General features: G+C 64.3%; 22 protein-coding genes and 1 tRNA gene. 22 read left to right on the top strand and 1 reads right to left on the bottom strand.

Annotation, left to right across the window (positions count from 1 at the left end; all coding sequences use genetic code 11):
• The first annotated feature begins 28 nt into the window (after positions 1-28).
• The 22 genes from L2Y97_RS09700 to L2Y97_RS09595 all read left to right on the top strand — a co-directional run bounded on the left by L2Y97_RS09700 (position 29) and on the right by L2Y97_RS09595 (position 19,861).
• Positions 29-547 carry a MarR family winged helix-turn-helix transcriptional regulator gene (locus tag L2Y97_RS09700; protein WP_247436057.1) on the top strand — a complete coding sequence of 173 codons (519 nt, stop codon included), beginning with the start codon at positions 29-31 and terminating at the stop codon, positions 545-547.
• Positions 544-2,004 carry an efflux transporter outer membrane subunit gene (locus tag L2Y97_RS09695; protein ID WP_247436055.1) on the top strand — a complete coding sequence of 487 codons (1,461 nt, stop codon included), beginning with the start codon at positions 544-546 and terminating at the stop codon, positions 2,002-2,004. The genes L2Y97_RS09700 and L2Y97_RS09695 overlap by 4 nt, the downstream gene beginning before the upstream one ends.
• A complete protein-coding gene (locus L2Y97_RS09690; protein ID WP_247436053.1) occupies positions 2,001-3,197 on the top strand; it encodes an HlyD/EmrA/EmrK family protein in 1,197 nt (398 codons plus the stop codon). Before L2Y97_RS09695 ends, L2Y97_RS09690 begins: the two co-directional genes overlap by 4 nt.
• Positions 3,194-4,768 carry a DHA2 family efflux MFS transporter permease subunit gene (locus tag L2Y97_RS09685; protein ID WP_247436051.1) on the top strand — a complete coding sequence of 525 codons (1,575 nt, stop codon included), beginning with the start codon at positions 3,194-3,196 and terminating at the stop codon, positions 4,766-4,768. The genes L2Y97_RS09690 and L2Y97_RS09685 overlap by 4 nt, the downstream gene beginning before the upstream one ends.
• Before the next feature lie 106 nt (positions 4,769-4,874).
• Positions 4,875-5,375, top strand: coding sequence for a polyhydroxyalkanoate synthesis repressor PhaR (gene phaR / locus L2Y97_RS09680; RefSeq protein ID WP_045829959.1), 501 nt, complete (start codon positions 4,875-4,877; stop codon positions 5,373-5,375).
• A gap of 83 nt (positions 5,376-5,458) precedes the next feature.
• On the top strand, positions 5,459-6,823 hold the full coding sequence (locus L2Y97_RS09675) for an FAD-dependent oxidoreductase (protein WP_247436048.1): 1,365 nt from the start codon (positions 5,459-5,461) through the stop codon (positions 6,821-6,823).
• Between the two features lie 11 nt (positions 6,824-6,834).
• A complete protein-coding gene (gene ccmA / locus L2Y97_RS09670) occupies positions 6,835-7,461 on the top strand; it encodes a cytochrome c biogenesis heme-transporting ATPase CcmA (RefSeq protein ID WP_247436021.1) in 627 nt (208 codons plus the stop codon).
• Positions 7,458-8,144 carry a heme exporter protein CcmB gene (gene ccmB / locus L2Y97_RS09665; RefSeq protein WP_247436018.1) on the top strand — a complete coding sequence of 229 codons (687 nt, stop codon included), beginning with the start codon at positions 7,458-7,460 and terminating at the stop codon, positions 8,142-8,144. The genes ccmA and ccmB overlap by 4 nt, the downstream gene beginning before the upstream one ends.
• Positions 8,145-8,209: 65 nt before the next feature.
• A complete protein-coding gene (locus L2Y97_RS09660) occupies positions 8,210-8,977 on the top strand; it encodes a heme ABC transporter permease (RefSeq protein WP_247436015.1) in 768 nt (255 codons plus the stop codon).
• Positions 8,974-9,174: a heme exporter protein CcmD gene (ccmD, locus tag L2Y97_RS09655; protein WP_247436012.1), complete on the top strand. Its 201-nt coding sequence runs from the start codon at positions 8,974-8,976 to the stop codon at positions 9,172-9,174. The genes L2Y97_RS09660 and ccmD overlap by 4 nt, the downstream gene beginning before the upstream one ends.
• The gene (ccmE, locus tag L2Y97_RS09650) at positions 9,158-9,625 is read left to right on the top strand and encodes a cytochrome c maturation protein CcmE (RefSeq protein ID WP_247436009.1); all 468 of its coding nucleotides are present in this window, start codon (positions 9,158-9,160) and stop codon (positions 9,623-9,625) included. Before ccmD ends, ccmE begins: the two co-directional genes overlap by 17 nt.
• Entirely contained in the window at positions 9,622-11,586 is a 1,965-nt protein-coding gene (locus tag L2Y97_RS09645) for a heme lyase CcmF/NrfE family subunit (protein WP_247436006.1), read from the top strand. Before ccmE ends, L2Y97_RS09645 begins: the two co-directional genes overlap by 4 nt.
• Positions 11,583-12,125, top strand: a complete 543-nt coding sequence (locus tag L2Y97_RS09640) for a DsbE family thiol:disulfide interchange protein (RefSeq protein ID WP_247436004.1) — start codon at positions 11,583-11,585, stop codon at positions 12,123-12,125. Before L2Y97_RS09645 ends, L2Y97_RS09640 begins: the two co-directional genes overlap by 4 nt.
• Positions 12,125-12,565, top strand: a complete 441-nt coding sequence (locus L2Y97_RS09635; RefSeq protein WP_247436001.1) for a cytochrome c-type biogenesis protein — start codon at positions 12,125-12,127, stop codon at positions 12,563-12,565. The genes L2Y97_RS09640 and L2Y97_RS09635 overlap by 1 nt, the downstream gene beginning before the upstream one ends.
• A complete protein-coding gene (locus L2Y97_RS09630; protein ID WP_247435999.1) occupies positions 12,562-13,230 on the top strand; it encodes a tetratricopeptide repeat protein in 669 nt (222 codons plus the stop codon). Before L2Y97_RS09635 ends, L2Y97_RS09630 begins: the two co-directional genes overlap by 4 nt.
• A gap of 55 nt (positions 13,231-13,285) precedes the next feature.
• Positions 13,286-14,392 (top strand): homoserine O-acetyltransferase MetX, encoded by a 1,107-nt coding sequence (metX, locus tag L2Y97_RS09625; protein ID WP_247435996.1) that lies wholly within the window; start codon positions 13,286-13,288, stop codon positions 14,390-14,392.
• A gap of 128 nt (positions 14,393-14,520) precedes the next feature.
• Positions 14,521-15,099 carry a cysteine dioxygenase family protein gene (locus L2Y97_RS09620; RefSeq protein WP_247435993.1) on the top strand — a complete coding sequence of 193 codons (579 nt, stop codon included), beginning with the start codon at positions 14,521-14,523 and terminating at the stop codon, positions 15,097-15,099.
• Positions 15,100-15,123: 24 nt separating this feature from the next.
• Positions 15,124-15,210: transfer RNA gene (locus L2Y97_RS09615), tRNA-Leu, on the top strand.
• A gap of 183 nt (positions 15,211-15,393) precedes the next feature.
• Positions 15,394-16,620, top strand: coding sequence for a tyrosine-type recombinase/integrase (locus L2Y97_RS09610; protein ID WP_247435990.1), 1,227 nt, complete (start codon positions 15,394-15,396; stop codon positions 16,618-16,620).
• Between the two features lie 90 nt (positions 16,621-16,710).
• Positions 16,711-16,992 (top strand): hypothetical protein, encoded by a 282-nt coding sequence (locus L2Y97_RS09605; RefSeq protein WP_247435987.1) that lies wholly within the window; start codon positions 16,711-16,713, stop codon positions 16,990-16,992.
• 698 nt (positions 16,993-17,690) lie between these two features.
• Positions 17,691-17,927, top strand: coding sequence for a helix-turn-helix transcriptional regulator (locus L2Y97_RS22525; RefSeq protein WP_425492837.1), 237 nt, complete (start codon positions 17,691-17,693; stop codon positions 17,925-17,927).
• A gap of 1,400 nt (positions 17,928-19,327) precedes the next feature.
• A complete protein-coding gene (locus tag L2Y97_RS09595; RefSeq protein WP_247435984.1) occupies positions 19,328-19,861 on the top strand; it encodes a hypothetical protein in 534 nt (177 codons plus the stop codon).
• Between the two features lie 370 nt (positions 19,862-20,231).
• Here the strand turns inward: L2Y97_RS09595 and L2Y97_RS09590 are convergent, their stop codons facing one another.
• Positions 20,232-20,504, bottom strand: coding sequence for a hypothetical protein (locus L2Y97_RS09590; protein ID WP_247435982.1), 273 nt, complete (start codon positions 20,502-20,504; stop codon positions 20,232-20,234).
• Positions 20,505-20,672: the final 168 nt, after the last annotated feature.

The following is a 20,672-nucleotide window of genomic DNA, read 5'->3' as shown; positions in this document are numbered from 1 at the left end:
GTTCACCAGCGAACTATTCGTCAGCGAAATGTCCAGCCTGAAACCATGCGTCGATGCCCTCTACGATGGCGTCGACCGCGTCGCCGAGATCATCCCGGGCCTGCCCCGGTGTGAGGTGTTGTTGATCCGCCTGCTGCTGCTCACCGGCGAGGCACTGCAACGCGACGTGGAAGCCAAGCTCAAGCCGTTCGACATGAACGACAGCGATTTCCGCACGCTGATGATGTTGTACTCGGCCGCCGACGGCAGTTCGACACCAAGTGAGCTATGCGCACTAGCCGAGCAGAAGCCGACCAACATGACCCGCATCACCAATCTGCTGGCCAAGCGCGGCCTGATTACGCGAGCGCACGCCACGCACGATCGCCGCCAGGTGGTGCTGAGCATCACGGACCAGGGCAGGCATTTTGTGCGCCAGATGCTGCCGCCCATGTTCCCCGAGCTCGTCTCGAAGTTTTCCTGCTTCAGCAGCGCCGAACGCAACACCTTCGAGCACCTGTTGAAGAAGCTCGCCCTGCATCTCGATCCCACGGATGTGACCGTATGATCCGCTCTCATTTTCGACCCGCGCTGCTGGCGCTGGCACTTGCCGGGGTACTCGCCGGCTGCCACGTGCCGGCGAAGATTGACCACCCTGCGTTACGTGCCGATGTGCCGCTCGCCGGCGTCGAGGCAGGCACCCGAGCCGGCTGGCCCGCCGCGCCGTGGTGGCGTGCGTATAACGACCCGCAGCTAGACCAGCTGATGGACATGGCGCTGCGCGGCTCACCCGACCTGGCCCAGGCCAAATCGCGCGTGGACAGCGCACAGCAGAACATCCGCGTCGCCGCCGCACAGGCCGGCTTGCGCGTCGATGGCAGCGCCCAGGTCACCCGCCAGCGCATGAGCGAACACGGCCTGATCCCCGCGCAGTTCCTTGGCTTCACCTGGTACAACCAGGCCGATCTTGGCGTGCAGGTGAGCTACGACTTCGATTGGTGGGGCAAGAAGCGCTACACGATTGAATCGGCGATCGACAGCGCGCGCGCCGCGGAAGCAGAACGTTCTGCCGCCTCTCTCTCGATCCAGTCCACCGTGGCCGATACGTACTTCGGCTGGCTTACCGATGAAGCGCGCGTCACGCTCACCGACCAGCTCATCGCTGCGCGTGAGCGTGCGCTGCGCATTGCCGAACTCCGCGTGAAGCAAGGCGTGGACGTCCCGGATACCGTGCAGCAGGCGCGCGGCGACCTGTCGGGTGCGCGTCAGCAGAAAACGGCGCTCGAAGGCTCCGCCGCCATTCGCCGCGCGGCACTGGCCGCACTCGTCGGCGTTTCGCCGAATGAACTTCCCGCGCTATCGCCACGCGCCCTGCCCGATGTGGCACCGGGCCTGCCGGATAACGCCGGCACCGACCTGATGGCACGCCGCCCCGATATCGCCGCCAGTCGCTGGCAGGTCGAAGCCGCGCTGCGCCAGACCGATGCGGCGCGCGCGCAGTTCTTCCCCGATGTGAGCCTGAGCGGCATGGCTGGCCTGTCGAGCATTGACCTCGACAAGGTGTTCAACGCCGATAGCCGCGTGTTCTCCCTGACCCCGGCCCTCCACCTGCCGATCTTCGAAGGCGGCGCGCTGGAGGCGAACCACGGCGTGAGCAAAGCCCAGCTCGATGCCGCGGTGACGCAGTACAACGCGACGGTGGCTTCGGCTGCCCGCGATGTGTCCACGCAGGCACTGGGCGCACAGCAACTCGCCGCACGGCGCACACAACAGGGGGATGCCGTGAATGCCGCGACCACCCTGCTCGCCAGTGCGAAAGCGCGCGCGGCACGCGGCGTCCGCGACGATCGCGAATCGCTGGCGACCCAGGCCACCCTGCTCCAGCAGCAGGACATGGCCACCGACCTGCACGGCCAGGCCCTTTCCACCGACGTGAGCCTTATCAAGGCACTGGGTGGCGGCTACCGCGCTGAACTTCCGAATTCCCCATCCACGCCCAGCACCGACGGAGCCCAGAGCCCATGAGCGCCACCCCCAACGACACGACGCTCCCGGCCGAAAGCGGCAACGCCCCCAAGGACAAGCGCAAGCGCGGACGCGCCCTGCTCATCGCCTTCGTGGTGTTCCTGCTTGCCGCCGCCACCTGGCTGCTGCTGTGGCTGTTCGTTTTCTCCACCCGCGAAACCACCGACGACGCCTATGTGGGCGGCAACCAGGTCGGTATCTCGGCGCAGGTGCCCGGCATCGTCGTGGGCGTGTTCGCCGACGATACCCAGCGGGTGAATGCCGGGCAGGTGCTGGTCAAGCTTGATCCGACCGATGCCGACATCGCGCTGCGCAAGGCCAGCACGGCGCTCGCCCAGGCCGTGCGCCAGGTGCGCCAGCAGACCCAGTCCGCTGCCAGCGCCGATGCCTCGCTCGGCGCGCGCCGCCAGGACCTGAAGCGCGCGCAGGATGACCTGAAGCGCCGCATCCCGCTGCTTGCCGAGAAGGCAGTGGCGCCGGAGGAAGTGCAGCACGCCCGTGACGCGGTGGAAACCGCGCAGTCGGCGCTGGACTCGGCACAGCGCCAGGCCGACGCGGCCCGTGCGCTGGTGGATGGAACGGATGTAGAAACGAACCCTGCCGTGCAACAGGCCCGGGCCAACTTCCGCCAGGCCTGGGTCGCCGCGCAGCGTAACGCCATCGTCGCCCCGATCGATGGCTACGTTGCCCAGCGCAGCGTCCAGGTGGGCAACAGCGTGCAGCCTGGCCAGCAACTGATGACGGTGGTGCCGCTGCACGACCTGTGGGTGGATGCCAACTTCAAGGAAAGCCAGCTGCGCCATGTGCGCATTGGCCAGCCGGCCAAGGTGGAATCGGATATCTACGGCGGCGGCGTGGAATACCACGGCCATGTCGTTGGCCTGGGCGCAGGGACCGGCAGCGCGTTCTCGCTGCTCCCCGCGCAGAATGCCACCGGCAACTGGATCAAGGTGGTACAGCGCGTGCCGGTGCGCATTGCCATCGATGCGAAGGACCTGGACACGCATCCGCTGCGCATCGGCCTCTCGACGGCCGTGACGGTCAACATCACCGACGACAAGGGCGATGTACTCGCCAAGGCACCATCGACCACCCCCGTGGCGCAGACCACAGTGTATGACGACGTGGCCGCCAAGGCCGATGCCGCCGCTGATGTGATCGTGCAGCAGAACCTCGGAGCGCGCGCGCCTTGAGCGATACCACCGCCACACCGGATGCCGCGCCCGCGCCTGCCGCGGGCCCGAAACCCCTGCACGGCCTGCCCCTGGTCCTGCTGACGATCGCTGTCGCGTTCTCCACCTTCATGGAGATCCTGGACATGACGATCGTGAACGTGGCGGTGCCGCATATCGCCGGCAGCCTCGGCGTGAGTTCGAACGAGGGTACCTGGGCCATCAGTTCGTACGCACTGGCCAGCGCAGTGATGCAGCCGCTCACCGGCTGGATTGCCAAGCGCTTCGGCGAGGTCAAGACATTTTGCTTCTCGGTCGCACTGTTCGTGGTGTTCTCGATGCTCTGCGGCCTGGCCACGAGCATGCCCATGCTGGTGGTGTTCCGCCTGCTGCAGGGTGCGGGCTCGGGCCCGATGGTGGCGCTCTCGCTCTCACTGCTGCTCGCCAGCTACCCCAAGGAGAAGCAAGGCATTGCGCTAGCCATGTGGGCCATGACCGTGGTCGTGGCGCCCATCTTCGGCCCTATCCTTGGCGGCTACCTCACCGACAACTTCTCGTGGCCGTGGATCTTCTACATCAACGTACCGGTGGGTGCGGCGGCAGGCGTCGTGACATGGAGCATCCTGCGCACGCGTGAAACGAAGATCGTGCGCGCTCCGATCGATTCGGTGGGCCTGTTCCTGCTGGTGATCGGCGTGGGCTGCCTGCAGTTCATGCTGGACAATGGTAACGACCACGACTGGTTCGCCTCGCCGCTCATTCTCACGCTTGGCCTCATCGCGCTGGTGGCGCTCACGTTCCTGATCATCTGGGAGCTCACCGCGAAGCACCCGGTGGTCGATCTCTCACTGTTCGCCCGGCGCAATTTCGCCGTCGGTGTCACCGCGCTTTCGCTGGGCATGCTGGGCTTCTTCGGCATCACGGTCGTCTTCCCGCTATGGCTGCAGACCACGCTGGGCTATACGGCCACCTGGGCCGGCCTGGCGACGGCACCGGTCGGCATCCTCGCGTTCCTCATGTCGCCGATCATCGGCAAGAACATCCAGCGGCTGGAACTGCGTGCGGTGGTGACCTTCGCGTTCATCGTGTTCGCCTTCACCTCGTTCTGGTTTTCCACGTTCAACAGCGGCGCCTCGTTCGCGACGCTGGTACTGCCTCGCTTCGTCATGGGTATTGGCATCGCCTGCTTCTTCATCCCGCTGAACCAGATCTTCCTTTCCGGCCTGCGCCCGGATCAGATCGCCGGCGCCTCAGGGCTGGCCAACTTCTGCCGCACGCTGGCCTCCAGCGTCTCGACGGCGATCACGGTCACCCTGTGGCAGCACCGCGGCGAGGCGCACCATGCCTCGCTGACCGAGTACGTGAACCCGGCCTCGCCGGCCGCCATGGCCTATGTGCAAAAACTGCAAGGCATGGGCCTGCACGGCCAGCCCCAGCTCACCGTGCTGGACCAGGTCGTCAACCGCGAGGCCCTGACGCTCGCGGTCAACGATGTTTTCTGGACCTGCGGGATTCTGTTCCTGGCCCTTATTCCGATCCTGTGGCTGGCCAAGCCGCCGTTCGGCAATGCGGGCGGCGCGGCGGGTCATTAAATCCAAGTTACGTAAATCGATCCAAATTCACGCACTGTGACTGAAAACGTTTACACGCCGTGAAACCAACTGGTGCGGCGCAATACCTCGTGGTAGCGTTCGCCGCATGGCACAAACCCTACGCATCATCAAAAAGTATCCGAACCGTCGTTTGTACGATACGGAAATTTCGAGCTACATCACGCTGGAGGAAGTTCGCCAGCTGGTTCTCGACGGGGAGCATTTCGAGGTCCGGGACGCCAAGTCGGGCGAGGACCTGACCCGCTCCGTGCTTCTGCAGATCATCGCGGAGCACGAGGAGCACGGGCAGCCGATGCTCTCCTCGCAGCTGCTCTCGCACATCATCCGTTTCTACGGGGATTCGCTGCAGGGCTTCATGGGGCCGTACCTGGAGCGCAGCCTGCAGGTGTTCCTCGACCAGCAGCAGCAGTTCCGCAACCAGCTCAATACGATGATGGGCCAGACCCCGTGGTCCATGCTCAACGAGATGACCGAGCGCAATCTCGACGTCTGGAAATCGATGCAGCGCGGGTTCCTCGACGCGGCTACCGCCAAGCCGGCAGCTGCCACCCACGTGCCGCCGCGCGGCGGCAAGAAAGCCAGCTGATAACCGGCGCCGCCTGAGGGCTTGCCCTCGGCGGCGTTGCGGCGCACGATGCGCTGCCCCGCAATATCGTCCAGGCAGGCTCCATGCCCCGTAACGACATCGCCGTTGTCGGCGCCGGCCTCGTCGGCGCCCTGGTCGCCACCCTTCTGACCCAGCGCGGTTTCCGGGTCACTGTTTACGAAAAGCGCCCCGACCCCCGAAAGGCAGGTTTCCTTGGTGGCCGCTCCATCAACCTTGCCTTGGCCGAACGCGGCCTGCACGCGCTGCGCGCCACGGGCCTGGCCGACCAGGTGCTGGCCCAGGCGGTGATGATGCGCGGGCGCATGGTGCACGACCCCGCCGGCCACAGTGGCCTGCAGCGCTATGGCGTGGACGATTCCGAGGTGATCTGGTCGGTATCGCGCGGCGGGCTCAACACCCTCATGCTGGATGCGGCCGAAGCCGCCGGCGCCACCATCCATTTCGACCAGGGCCTGGCCTCCGCGGACCTGGAACACGGAACGTTGACCCTGCGCGCCGCCGATGGCAGCGAACGCACGGTGGATGCGCCCGTGGTGATCGGCGCCGACGGCGCAGGGTCGGCGCTGCGTGCGGAGATGCATCGTCACGCCCCGCTGGGCGAACGGGTGGAAGAACTGGGCCACGGTTACAAGGAACTGGAGATTCCGCCCGGCAAGGACCCGTCGGCACCCTTTGCCATTGAACGCAACGCACTGCATATCTGGCCGCGCGGCCACTACATGTGCATCGCCTTGCCCAACCGCGAAGGCAGTTTCACCGTCACCCTGTTCCTGCCCAACGATGGCGAGCACCCCAGCTTCCGCACCATCGCCGGCGCGGGCGCTGCCGAAGCGTTCTTCCGCACGGAGTTTCCCGACGCGCTCGACCTCATGCCGGACTTCGCGAAGGATTGGGCGGAGCACCCGGTGGGCTCACTGGCCACGCTCTACCTGGACCGCTGGCACATTGGCGGGCGCGCGCTGCTGATCGGCGATGCCGCGCACGCCATCGTGCCGTTCCACGGCCAGGGGATGAACTGTGGCTTTGAAGATGCGGCCGAACTCGCCCGCTTGTTCGAACAGATGCCCGACGCTGACATGGGCACCGTGTTCGCCGCGTTCGAAGCCAGCCGCAAGCCGAACGCCGATGCCATCGCCCGCATGGCGCTCGAGAACTACGTGGAGATGCGCGACAAGGTCGCCGATCCGCATTTCCTGCGCATGCGCGAACTGGGTGGCCTGCTGGCGCAGCGCTCGCCCACGCACTACCTGCCGCGCTACCGCATGGTCACCTTCACCCACCTGCCCTATGCCTACGCGCTGGAACGCGGCCAGGCCCAGGACACACTCGTGGAACAGCTATTGCGCGGGCATGACGATGTGGCAACCATCGACCTCGATGCCGCCGTACGCACCCTGGAAGCCACACTCCCACCGCTCCCCCTTTAGGAGCGCGCTTGATGACTGCTCACCCGCCCCTGCTTGAAGCCCGCGCCCTGTGCTTTCTGCGCCAGGATGAGCCCGTGTTCGGGCCGGTGGATTTCGCATTGCATGGTGGTGAGATCGCGCTGGTGGAAGGCGATAACGGCAGTGGCAAGACCACCCTCATGCGTGTGCTTACAGGCATGCTGCGTGCCGGCGAGGGAGAGGTGCTGCTGGATGGCGCGCCGTTCGCACTGGATACGATGGCCGGTGCCGTCGTGTTCCTTGGCCACCACCTCGGCCTGAAAGTCGACCTTTCCGCGCGCGAGAACCTGCGGGTATCCACTGGCCTCTACGGCGTGCGCGGCGGCGCGGACATCGATGCCGTACTGGCCGACGTGGGCCTGGCGGGGTTCGAAGACGAACCGGTGCGCCGCCTCTCCGCCGGCCAGAAGAAGCGCGCCGCACTGGCTCGCTTGCTATTGCTGCCGGCCCGCGTCTGGCTACTGGATGAGCCTTACGCCAACCTCGACCGCGAAGGCATCGCCCTGGTGAACCGCCTGTTGCGTGAACACGCCGCACGCGGGGGCGCCGCCCTGGTCACCAGCCATGGCGCCGTCACGTTCGCGGGCGATGAACCCCGCCGCATCCGGTTGCACGCGTGACGCCCGGCAGCACGACCGCCGCCTGCGCCGCCCTGCTGCGCCGCGACCTCACCCTGGCCTGGCGCCGGCGTGGCGATATCGCGCTACCCGTGCTTTACGCCGTCATCGTGGTGACACTGTTCCCGTTCGCCCTTGGCCCTGAGCCGGCCCTGCTCGCCCGCATCGCCGGCGGCGTGGTGTTCGTCACGGTGCTGCTGGCCATGCTGCTCTCGCTGGATGGGCTGTTCCGCCCGGATATCGAGGACGGCTCGATGGAGCAGCTGATGCTCGCCCCGCAGCCGCTGGCGTTGCTGGTGGGCATGAAGATCCTGGCCCACTGGCTCACCGCGGCATTGCCGCTCATCGTCGTGGCGCCGGTGCTGGCCGGCATGCTGCACCTTCCGCCCGCGGCGGCGCCCGTGCTGGTGCTGGCCCTGGCGATTGCCACGCCGCTGCTGAGCCTGCTCGGCGCGGTACTGGTGGCACTGACGGCCGGGGCAAAACGCTCTGGTATGCTTCTGGCGCTCATGTTGCTGCCGTTGTGCGTACCCGTGGTGATCTTTGCCGCCGGGGCCGTGGCCGCCGCTCAGGATGGCCTGCCCTGGATCGCGCCTGTCGCGTGGCTGGGCGCCGGCCTGGCGCTGGCCGTGGTGCTCGCGCCCCTGGCGTGTGCTGCCGCGCTGCGCATCGCGATGGAATCATGAGCGCACGCAACCGCGGGGCGTCCATGGGGGACTCACCGCGATGCACGAACCGTTGATGAGGACGAATGGCTAACTGGGTTCCCCTCTGGCTGCACCGCCTGGGATCACCGCCGATCTTCTACCGCTTCGCGGGGGCCGTGTACCCGTGGGCGCTGGGCCTTGCCATCGTGCTCGGCGGTATCGCGCTGTACGGCGGCCTCGTGGTCGCGCCGGCGGATTACCAGCAGGGCGATGCCTACCGCATCATCTTCATCCACGTGCCCAGTGCGTGGATGAGCCTGTTCATCTACGCCATCATGACCGTCGCCGCCTTCATCGGCCTGGTCTGGCGGATCAAGCTGGCCGAAACCGTGGCCATGGAGTCCGCGCCCATCGGGGCGGCCTTCACCGCGATCACCCTGGCCACCGGCTCGCTTTGGGGCAAGCCCATGTGGGGTACATGGTGGACCTGGGACGCGCGGCTCACCTCCGAACTGGTGCTGCTCTTTATCTACCTCGGCATCATCGGCCTGTACCACTCCTTTGAAGACCGTCGCCAGGGTGCACGTGCTGCGGCATTCCTCGTGTTGGTCGGGGCGGTGAACGTGCCGATCGTGCATTTCTCGGTGAACTGGTGGAACACGCTGCACCAGGGCTCCACCATCCGCCTGCTCGGCCCCTCGCACATTGCCGCGAGCATGGTGTGGCCGCTGCTGACCATGATGGTCGCCACCAAGCTCTATTACATCGCCAGCCTGTTCTCACGCGTGCGCGCCGACCTGATCGCCTCCGAAGGCGGCAAGGCCTGGGTGCGCGAACTGGCGCTCGGCCCTGCGCAGGATGGCAAGGCATGAGCACCTTTCTCGCGATGGGTGGCTATGGTGCCTATGTGTGGACCGCCTTCGCGGTCTTCTTCATCGTCCTTTTGATCGACACGCTGGCACCGCTCGCCAGGCGCCGCCGCAACCTGCGCGATATCCGCGCACGCATCGCGCGCCAGGAGAACCGCCGCCGGCCGGGAACCCCAGCCAGTAATGAATCCAACGCGTAAACGCCGTCTCGCCGTCGTCATCTCCGTCATCGTTGCCGCCGCTATCGCAGTGGGCCTTACGGTGTTCGCGCTGCAGCGGAACATGAGCTACCTGTTTACCCCCAGCCAGGTGCAGGAAGGCCAGGCCACGCCCTACCCCACGTTTCGCCTGGGCGGCATGGTCAAGTCCGGCTCCATCCAGCGGGCGAAGGACAGCCTGAAGGTGAGCTTCATCGTGGTGGACGATGCGGGCGCCATGCCCGTGGAATACACCGGCATCCTCCCCGACCTGTTCCGCGATAACCAATCGGTGATCGCCACCGGCCGCATGGCCGACGGCCGTTTCATCGCCAGCGAAGTGCTGGCCAAGCACGATGAAAACTACATGCCGAAGGAACTGAAGGACGCGATGGCGAAGGCGCACCAGAAGCGCAATATCGACGACACCGCCATGAAGGACACACCCAAGTGATCCCCGAACTCGGCCAGTTCGCCCTGATCCTCGCCCTGCTGCTGGCACTGGTGCAAGGCGTGCTGCCGATGATCGGCGCGTGGCGCGGCAACGGCGCCCTCATGGCCATCGCGCGGCCCGCCGCCGCCGGCCAGGCGGTATTCGTGTTCGCGGCGATGGGCATCCTCATCCACGCGTTCCTGGTGTACGACTTCTCGGTGGCTTATGTCGCCGACAACTCGAACCTCGCGCTGCCCTGGTACTACCGCATCACCGCGGTATGGGGCGCACACGAAGGCTCCATGCTGCTGTGGGTCTTTATCCTCAACGTGTGGACCGTGGCGCTGGCCGCCTTCAGCCGGCACCTGCCGCAGCCATTCGTGGCCCGGGTGCTTGGCGTCATGGGCCTGATCGGCGTGGGTTTCCTCGCCTTCATCCTGTTCACGTCCAACCCGTTCCTGCGCGAACTGCCGATGCCGGCCGATGGCGGCGATCTCAATCCCGTGCTCCAGGACCCGGGTATGACGTTCCACCCGCCGGTGCTCTACATGGGGTACGTCGGGTTCTCCGTCGCCTTCGCCTTCTCGATCGCCGCGCTGCTCGGTGGTGAGCTGGAACAGGCCTGGGTGCGCTGGGCGCGCCCGTGGACCAACGTCTCGTGGGCGTTCCTCACCATGGGCATCGTGGCCGGCAGCTGGTGGGCGTACGCCGAACTGGGCTGGGGTGGCTGGTGGTTCTGGGATCCGGTGGAAAACGCGTCGTTCATGCCGTGGCTGGTCGGCGTCGCGCTGATCCATGCGCAGGCCGTGACGGAGAAGCGCGGCTCGCTGCCGGCATGGACGGTACTGCTTTCGCTGTTCGCTTTCTCGCTCTCGTTGCTCGGCACCTTCCTTGTTCGCTCAGGCGTGCTGACCTCGGTGCACGCGTTCGCCTCGGACCCTCGTCGCGGCCTGTATATCCTGGGCTTCCTCGTCGTCGTGATTGGCGGCTCGCTGCTGCTGTACGCCATCCGCGCGCCGAAGGTCGCCACCGGCAAGCCGTTTGCCGCGCTCTCGCGCGAGACCGGCATCATGGTGGCCAACCTGCTGTTCACCACGGCGGCCGCCATGGTGTTGCTGGGCACACTGTTCCCGCTGATCGGCGATGCATTGAACCTCGGGCGCGTTTCCGTGGGGCCGCCGTACTTCGGCTTCCTGTTCGTGCTGCTCATGGCGCCGGCGGTGCTGCTACTGCCGTTCGGCCCTTACCTGCGCTGGGGCCGCGCCGAAGGGCGCCAGCTCACCTCCATGGCCCGGCGCGCCGGCATTGCCGCGGTGATTTGCACCGGTGCGGCCGTGTTCTTTGTCGATGGCCGACTGCGTGCCATCGCAGGTGTCGCGGGTTCGGTGTGGGTGGCCGCGGGTACGCTGGCCTATGTGGTGAAGCGCTGGCGCGAGATGCCGTTTGGCCGCCGCTTTCCTGCCGAGATGGCCGGCATGCTTGTCGCGCATTTCGGCGTGGCCGTTTTCCTTATCGGCGTACTCCTTTCCGAATCGCTTAGCACTGAGCGCGACGTGCGGATGGCGCCGGGCCAGGTGGAAGCCGTTGGCTCGTACCAGTTCCGCTTCGATGGCGTGCGCGAGACAACGGGCCCGAACTGGCGCGCCGACGAAGGCGTCGTCACCATCCTGCGCGATGGCGCGGTCATGGCCACGATGCACCCGCAGAAACGCACCTACTCTCGCGGCCAGGTGCAAACCGAGTCCGCGATCGACCCGGGCCTTTTCCGCGACATCTATGTCGCCCTGGGCGAGCCGATGGATGGCGGCAACGTGGAAGGTGCCTGGGCGCTGCGCCTGTACCACAAGCCTTTCGTGCGCTGGATCTGGCTGGGTGGCCTGTTCATGATGGTGGGCGGGTTCCTTGCCGCGGGCGAGCGGCGCTTCCGCGCGAAGAAGGCCGCGGCGCATGCAACCGCACCCGCGAAGGAGCAACTGGCATGAGCCGGTTTCTTCCGCTCATCGCTTTTGGCCTGCTTGTCGCGCTGTTCGGTTTCGGCATCTGGTGGAACACCGCGCACGACCAGCACGACATCGTCTCCCCACTGATCAACAAGCCCGCACCCGCGTTCGCGCTGCCTGTCCTGGGCGACGACACGCGCAAGGTCGACAAGCAGTCGCTGCTTGGCAAGCCCTACTTCCTGAACGTGTTCGGCAGCTGGTGCATCGAATGCGTGCATGAGCACCCAGTGCTCTCGGGCGAAGTGAAGCAGCTGGGCCTGCCGCTGGTCGGCTTCAACTACAAGGATGATCCGCAGGATGCCACCGCGTGGCTTGCCGAGCATGGCAACCCGTTCGATGTCGTGATCGTCGACCGCGATGGCCGCGCGGGCATCGACTTCGGCGTGTACGGTGCGCCGGAAACGTTCCTCATCGATGGCAAGGGCGTGATCCGCTACAAGCATGTTGGCCCGATCACACCCGATGTCGTGGCCAACGAATTCCGGCCCGCGTTGGCGGCGCTGGCCAAGGAAAGCCCGTAATGCGCCGGATCGGCCTCCTAGCCCTGCTCTGCCTGCTGCCGCTGCTGGCCATCGCCCAGGCGATCCAGCCCCTGCCGTTCCACGACCGTGCCGAGGAAGTGCGCTTCCAGAAGCTCAGCGCCGAACTGCGCTGCCCCATGTGCCAGAACGAAACACTGGCCGATTCCAATGCGCCGATCGCGCACGACCTGCGCCGGCAGATCTTCGAGATGATGCAGGCGGGCAAGAGCGACGCCGAGATCAAGGCGTATCTTGTCGATCGCTACTCCGATTTCGTGCTGTACAAGCCGCCGGTGGAACCAAAGACCTGGCTGTTGTGGTTTGGCCCGCTCGTGGTGCTCGTGCTGGGCGGCCTCGTGGTCGCCGTGCAGGTACGCCGCCGTGCCCGCACGGCACCTGCGACGACAGCCGCAGCAAACGATACCGAGGATGATTGGTGAGTAACTGGTTCTATGCCGTTGCTGCGGCGATGCTCGCCGTGGCGCTTGCCCTGCTGCTCGTTCCCATGGTGCGACACGGCCGAACGCATGGCCGTTCACGCGCCATGTTCACGGTTGCGGCCCTGCTGGCTGTCGCGCTCCCGCTGGCCAGCATCGGCCTGTATGCGGTGGTGGGCACCCCGGCCACGCTCAACGGCGTGGAGCCAGCGAAGGAGATGACTGTCGGCCAGGCCGTGGACGCGCTAAAGGCGCGCCTGGCGGCAAACCCGGGTGACATCGAAGGCTGGCTGCTATTGGGCCAGACCTACACGATGGTGAAGCAGCCAGCGCAGGCACGCGATGCGTACGAGGGCGCGCTGAAGGCCGATCCGAAGAACGTGCCAGCGATGGTGGGCTGGGCCGAGGCCGATTCCCTGGTACGCGGCGACCATCGGATCGAGGGCCGCGGGCTTTCCCTGCTGGAGCAGGCTGTCGCGGCACAACCGGATAGCCAGAAGGCCTTGTGGCTGCTCGGCATCGCCCAGTTCCAGCAAGAGCGCTACACCGATGCCGCCGCCACCTGGCGCAAACTCCAGCCGCTGCTGGACCCGGATTCGAACGTGGCGCACGCCGTGGCGGAACAGATCAACCTGGCTGAGAAACGCGCCGCAGGTACGGCGCAGTAAGACGAAACCCCGCCGTCCGTGTCACCATTCGCTGCATTGAGCCAAGGAGCAGCGCATGGGCGACGCCCGCCGATACCATGACCTGAGCTCGCCGTTCCGCATGAAGCGCGGCGGCGAGCTGCACGGCGCCCGCGTGGCGTACGAAACCTGGGGCACGCTGGATGCCTCACGCGGCAACGCGATACTTATCCTTACCGGGCTTTCGCCCAGCGCGCATGCCGCGGCGAATGCGGAAGACCCGACGCCCGGCTGGTGGGAGGACATGATCGGCCCCGGCCACGCGTTCGACACCGATCGCTACTTCGTCATCTGCGTGAATTCGCTGGGCAGCGACAAGGGCTCCACGAGCCCGGCATCCATCGATCCCGCCAGCGGCGAACCCTACCGCCTCACCTTCCCCGAGCTCTCTCTGGAGGACGTCGCCAACGCCGCCTACGAGGCGGTGACCCATGCTCTGGGCATCACCCAACTGGCCTGCCTGGTCGGCTGCTCCATGGGCGGCATGAGTGCGCTCGCCTACATGGTGCTGCACCCGGGGGCGGCGCGTACGCACATCAGCGTCGACACCGCGCCACAGGCGCAGCCGTTCGCCATCGCCATCCGCTCACTCCAGCGCGAAGCCATCCGGCTCGATCCGAACTGGCGCGAGGGCTACTACGAGGGCGACGTGTGGCCGGACCACGGCATGAGCATCGCGCGCAAGCTCGGCGTGATCACCTACCGCTCGGCCATGGAATGGAATGGCCGCTTCGCCCGCATCCGGCTTGAGCCCGATCAGCGCGAGGGCAATGAGCCGTTTGGTTTTGAGTTCCAGGTGGAGTCGTACCTGGAAGGCCACGCTCGCCGGTTCAATCGCCAGTTCGATCCGAATGCGTACCTTTACCTCTCGCGCGCCAGCGATTGGTTCGATATCAGCGAATACGGCGAAGGCGATGTCATGCGCGGGCTATCGCGCATCGCGGTGGAGCGCGCCATGGTCATCGGCGTGAGCACCGATATCCTGTTTCCGCTCGAGCAGCAGGAGACGATCGCCAAGGGGCTCGAGGCAGCCGGGGCGAAGGTGGATTTCGTGGCGCTGGATTCCCCGCAGGGTCACGATGCGTTCCTGGTGGATATCGAGAACTACAGCCGGGCCATTGGCGGCTTCCTGCGCAGCCTGTAACGGCCGGACATCGCACGCCGCCGCAGCCGGAATGTCGCACCGTACGGCCCTGCACGGCACCCCGCCGGGCGCCCTGCTATGATCATGGGCAGCGCCACGTCCCCACGCCCCAGTAAGAGGTTCCACCCATGCTCACGGTCGAATTCCCGGGCAGCGGCAAGCTCATCAACGCGATCGATAACGCGGTGAGCCAGCCGACCACGCCGGCCATCACGGATACCCTGCGCAAGGCCCTGTGCCAGCTCATTCGTTCGCAGGAGGTGGTCCTCCCGGCGTGCGTATTCGAAGCGGCCAAGGATCATTACGCCCGTCGTGAGCTTTACCGGAGCGAAGAGCACGGCTACAGCGTGGTCGCCATGACCTGGGGTCCCGGCCAGGGCACCAAGATCCACGACCACAGCGGCATGTGGTGCGTGGAAGGCGTGTGGAACGGTGCCCTTGAGATCGTCCAGTACGAGCTGATCGAGCACGACGCGACGCGCTACCACTTCCGCCCGGTTGGCTCGATCGAAGCCGGCCCGGGCTCGGCAGGCAGCCTCATCCCGCCACACGAGTACCACACGATCCGTAATCCCAGCAGCGACGCCGTCACCGTCAGCCTGCACATCTACTCCGGCCGGATGACCCAGTGCGCGGTGTTCGATGAGCAGGGCGACGACTGGTACCTGCGCAATGAACGCCAGTTGGGTCTCGACCAGGTGCACTGATTCCCGCATAATCGCCAGCCCCATGCCGAAATGGCGGAACCGGTAGACGCGGCGGACTCAAAATCCGTTTGTAGAGATACAGTGTGGGTTCGAGTCCCACTTTCGGCACCAAATAGCAAAATCAGGACCGATCGACCCTTCTAGGCGATCACAGAAACCCGCCCCGCAAGGCGGGTTTTTTGTTGTCCGCCGTCTCAGGGCATGCCAAGGGGACCCGACACAGCCCCTATTGCATGTGAGTAACTTTGTGCGTAAGGTAGAGTCGTACTCACCGAGAGCCCGCCGGTTACTCACATGCTCACTGACGCCAAACTGCGAACCCTCAAGCCCAAGGCCGCCCTGTACCGGGTGACTGACGCTGCTGGGCTCGTCATCGAGGTCCCAGTGAGCGGGGGTCTTCGCTGGCGCTTCCGGTACAGGTTCGAAGGCAAGGCCAAGATGCTGAGCCTTGGGACCTACCCGTCTATCTCCCTCGCCCAAGCCCGCCTGCGGCGTGATGCGGCCCGTGCCAGCATCGCTAACGGCGTTGACCCGAGCGCGACCCGTCAGGAGGCCAAGCGGGCCCGTTCCCTGGCTCTGGCCCCTACCCCCACGTTCCGCTCAGTCGGCAGTCTTTGGCTGGCTCGGCAGGACGTGGCCGAGGTCACGGCAAGCAAGAACCGCTGGCTGCTAGAAAGCTTCCTCTACCCCGACCTAGGCGATCGTCCGATCAAGGAGATCACCGACCGGGAAATGCTGACCGCCCTCCGCAAGATTGAGGACGCGGGCAAGCTGGAAACCGCCAAGCGAGCCAAGATCAAGGCGGGTCAGATATTTCGCTACGCCATGTTGGAGGGCCTGACGGACCGTGACCCCACCGGCTCGCTCCGTGGCGCTCTGAAAGCCCCCAAGGTGAAGCATCACGCCGCGATCGTGGACCCACTCAAGATCGGCGAGCTACTCCGTGCCATTGATGGCTTCACGGGCCAGTACGTGACCCTGTGCGCCCTTCGGCTCGCCCCACTGGTGTTCGTGCGTCCGGGCGAACTGCGGACGGCGGAATGGGCTGAGTTCGACCTTGAAGGCTCCTTGTGGCGTATCCCTGGGCCCAAGATGAAGATGAAGGCTCCGCACCTCGTCCCGCTTTCCCAGCAGGCCGTGGCGATCCTTCGCGAGCTACAGAGCTTCACCGGCAATGGCCGGTACGTCTTCCCTTCCCTCGCCAGTGGCTTGCGCCCGATGAGCGAAAACACGGTCAACGCTGCCCTGCGTCGCCTAGGCTACTCGGGTGACGAAATGACGGGCCACGGCTTCCGTAGCCTGGCAGCTACCCGATTGAATGAAATGGGCTGGAACGCGGACGCCATTGAGCGCCAGCTAGCCCATGCTGAATCGAACAAAGTTCGTGAGGCTTACACTCATGCCGCCCAGTACCTCGATGAGCGTACGCGGATGATGCAAGCCTGGGCGGACTACCTTGACGGCCTGCGGGCCGGTGGCAAGGTCGTTGCATTCAAGTCGCAGGCGGGGTCTGCGGCGTAAGAATTCTGACGCGATAGTCAGAAGCGGCGGGACAGGGTGTAGCAGCACCCCGCCCGCCTAACCACCACCACGACATCAGGAGTCGCGATCATGGGTAACGAAAGTGTAGCTCTGAGCATGGCCGGGAAGCTCGTCCCTATTGAGTCCCTGGACGATCTCGATTTGAAGAATCTCATAGCCACGAACATCGACAAGGCGGATTCGTTGATCCATATGACCTATGGGGTTAACGGTGATTCCTTCCGAGGCATGTGTGAGGAGATTCAGGACAATGTCCTTTGGGCGATTTCGGATCTTCTCCGTCAAGCCAAAGCTGCCCGGAACGAGCTGGCCGATCGGCGAATTACTCCGCGTGAAAGTGTCCAAGGCTGATCAGCTGTCCCCATCCCATGTATTCGAGCCCGCCCTAACCGGCGGGCTTTTTCGTTTAACGAACTGGCACAAAGTGAACGGCTGGGCCTGATTTTCCCTTCCAATGCACGGAAGTCAGTGAGTTCGCGGACAGCCTAAGCAACTGTATCTAATGGCATTAGCTCGGTCATTGCGAACTGGGGAGGGCTGCATAAGCGATGGAGGTGTTTTGGTAGTGGAACGGCGAGGGCTGACGCAGCCGAAAACGCCACGGCGCGGCGGGCCGTCCCCAAACGGACCGGAAATCCCGGGGAAAGTCGTCGTTTCGGAGCGGTTTATCTAACCGCGTGGCGTCTGCAACGCTTCCAGGGCGATACGAAGTCGAGCGAACGAGACCATTACCTACATGGTTCGATAGGTAAGGTTTTTCTTGTCAAGCCTTATACGCGCCACTGTGGGGTATATCTTTCACCCAAGCGAACCGGCTACGCCTTACAACACCATCCTTCGTGATGGCACGCATTGGGACGAAAGCGGGACGTGGATGCGCTTCTAGACCTTCTTTGGGGGCAACAAAAAGCCCCCACCGCTCGCAACGGTGAGGGCTAGGAGTCTTGCTAACTAAGGCCGTGCTCTCCCGGCAGCGGCGCTTGCATCGTAGGTAGTTACCTACAACGTTGCAAGGCACTCGCTCGGGACCGGCTCAACTGGAATCTCCCATGTCACTTATGAGCGACGTGTCGGGCCCGTTTGTGCCCGAAAACCCGATCAAGTTCCTTCGCCTACCTGCCGTATGCGAGCGCACCGGCCTTTCTGGGACACAGGTATACCGCCTGGAGGCGGCAGGAAAATTCCCTCGCCGCGTAAAGCTGGCGCTCTCAACCAGCGCGTGGGTCGAGGCGGAAATTCAGTCTTGGGCGGCTGGGCGTATTGCCGTTTCACGGGGTGACGCATGAGTACCGCTCCCCGGTGCCCCCGCTTCGACTCATGCAGTGCGAACATCTGCCCCCTGGATCCACGTTGGCCCCGCGCTCAACACATCCAAGGCGAGCGTGTTTGCAGCTTGCTCACTGAGCTGGTCAAGGCCGGAGGCCAAACTCGCGTCGCTGGCATTGTGCAGCCGGACCAGTTCGCCACGCTCGTTCGCGAGTGGCCGAAGGTGGAAGCCCGCTGGACCGATATTAGGTCACGCCTCAAGGCTTCGGCTAAGACGGGCTCCCGTATCGATATCGCACGGGCGCGTTTCCACCACTCGCTACAAGGATCGCAACACCTCCCCCTGCCCGATGTATTCCCCCAGTCATCCGGCCCTTGTGTTGGAGTGCTTGGAGAGGCAGTTACGGCGGCGGGAGGTTCGCAATGAAGCCCAGGTACGACAAGCGAGCGAGGCATACCGGGAAAGGAGCATCGGCGGAGGGACACCGCCTGATCGTGCCCGCAGCGGTGTTGAACTCGCCGAACTATCGGGGCCTTAGTCACAAAGCAAAAGCTCTCATTCTCGACATGGGCGCGCGATACAACGGGTTCAACAACGGGAACCTCGCCCTTCCCTGGTCGTGGATGAAGACTCAGGGTTGGAAATCCAAAGACACCTTGCAACGGGCGATCAGGGAATTGTTAGGTGCTGGGATGATCGAGCTTACACGTCAGGGCGGGATGCACGCTCCTAGCCTGTACGGGTACACATGGTTTCCAATCCATGAGACGAAAGTAACGCTGGACGTACCGTTTACCACGGTCGCATCAGCGAAATGGCGGACTCATGGCGAGCCGCTAAAAACAGAAGTCCCACCCCGACTATCGGGTCAATGTACCCCGACCATCGGGTCAATCGAGAAGAAAGTGGCGTGACTTGCCTCGTAATCGCCCCGACCATCGGGTCAGTTCTGACCTTTTTACCGGTGTTTGTGCCCCGACTATCGGGCTCCTTTAATATTTACCAAGGGCTCTACGGTTTATGAGCATCCACTATCTCCCCGTATACCACCCAACGACCCCAAACGACGCGTCAGTGACGCGTGCCGACGCATCGAGGCTGTCCGCATCGAAAGCGGACAAGATGCGGACAGAAAGTAACGCTGTTAGTAACGCTCTCACCGTTACCCAACGGTCGCCAGGCTGGAACAACCGAAAGCCGGACATCCAGCGGGTGCAGCTTGGTGCTTGCACTTTGCTAGCAGTTCCCTATCGCCGATGGGCATGGCGACGCCATGAGCAATTGGTAGCCCAGCGACATCGCATGGAAGCTTGACCCATGGCGGACGGCGGGCGGGCCGAAACCCAGCAAGAAATGGTCGAGAGGGCGGCACGTATCCTGGCTACCGCTTTCGCTTGCGGTACACCCTGGATATCGCGGGTGAACTACGAGCGCCCCCTCGATTCATCCTCGGGAGACCTCGGGAATCCTCGCGAGCTTTTCGTGGCTGAGCGTGAGGAACGAAGGGGTAAGCGAAAGGTACTTGTGCCCACCCTTCGGGACGACGAGGGGAAAATCGTCACCCGTCGCCTCCGGTCATGGCGATACCACAAGTTCACCGCCAACCCGATCTATAACCCGTCCTGGGACGCGCTAGGAGCATTGGCTATAGCGAAACTGGACGGCCCCCTAGAGGCTACCCTTCTCCTGTACGCCACGGGCGATGTACATAGGTACTGGCCGACCGTGGAGCTATACGGCCTGGCATGCCTTCGCAATGCGTTCGCATGGGAGGCGCTTACGGACGCCATGCAGCGAATCCTGTGTGGGCGGGCTGCGATCTCCAAGGATGACCGGGCCCGGCAGCTAGGACTACGCGCCAGCACCTACCGTGAGCTTACGGGGAAAGCCGAGGCCATGATGAGGCGATGGCTGTCTGAGGCAGCCAGCCGCTTCCTTGCGGTGTTGGGTTAAAGAAAAGGCCGCCTCGTGGGCAGCCTCTTCAGAATTGGTGCGGGGAGGGGAGTCGAACCCCATAGGGCCTCTTGGCACACTTAACGCCTAATCACTTCACCGCTGACATGAATACCCCGCCTTGGTCCCCGCAGAACCCCTACAGTATTCATACCCATGAAAACACCATGAATTGCCATGTTATGCCCTCCTTCAGAGCCATCAAAAGCCATTAGGATTAAATCCAATGCTGTAGCGACTGCGATGCGGGCCAAGGCGGTATCCATGCCAAACGCGGTGCAAATGAACTCGGCGAAAAGTGCTTTGATAATTGCCAAGCCTGATGGCCGTGAGGCCATGGAAGCATCTTACGCTCGTATCGTGCTCCGGCTCAATCCCTAGGTGTGAGGATTCTTGCCAGCCTGAGCATTGCGTGGCCGTAATCAGGTAACGGCACTGTACCCGGCGCCCTAAGAAGGACTACTACGTCCTGGGCAGCCTCCACCACCTCGGACAGGCCCATTTCCTCAGCGGCCGTCCTAATCAGATGCGCACGAAACCTTGCCTCGTCCAGATCGTCCGCCAAGGCCGCGTCATTCATCGCGATCGCCTCGGCATTTAGCTGGGCGAATCGAAGAATTGCATCTTCATCAACCATTTTCACGCAGGAATTATGCTCCGTTCTTGCCGTGGTAGACACGTCGTGCGGTTCGCCGCGCTGCGAACTAGGTAGTTCTTCGTATGATCTATTGAGTACCGCGAAGTTGGCAAATCCTACGTGCGACATATTGCGCTCAGCGGCACCAAGGCATCAGCTCACCCTGGGGGGGAA

The sequence above is a fragment of the Luteibacter aegosomatissinici genome (assembly GCF_023078495.1).
Taxonomy (GTDB): domain Bacteria; phylum Pseudomonadota; class Gammaproteobacteria; order Xanthomonadales; family Rhodanobacteraceae; genus Luteibacter; species Luteibacter aegosomatissinici.
This window is presented reverse-complemented; position numbering and strand designations above follow the sequence as displayed.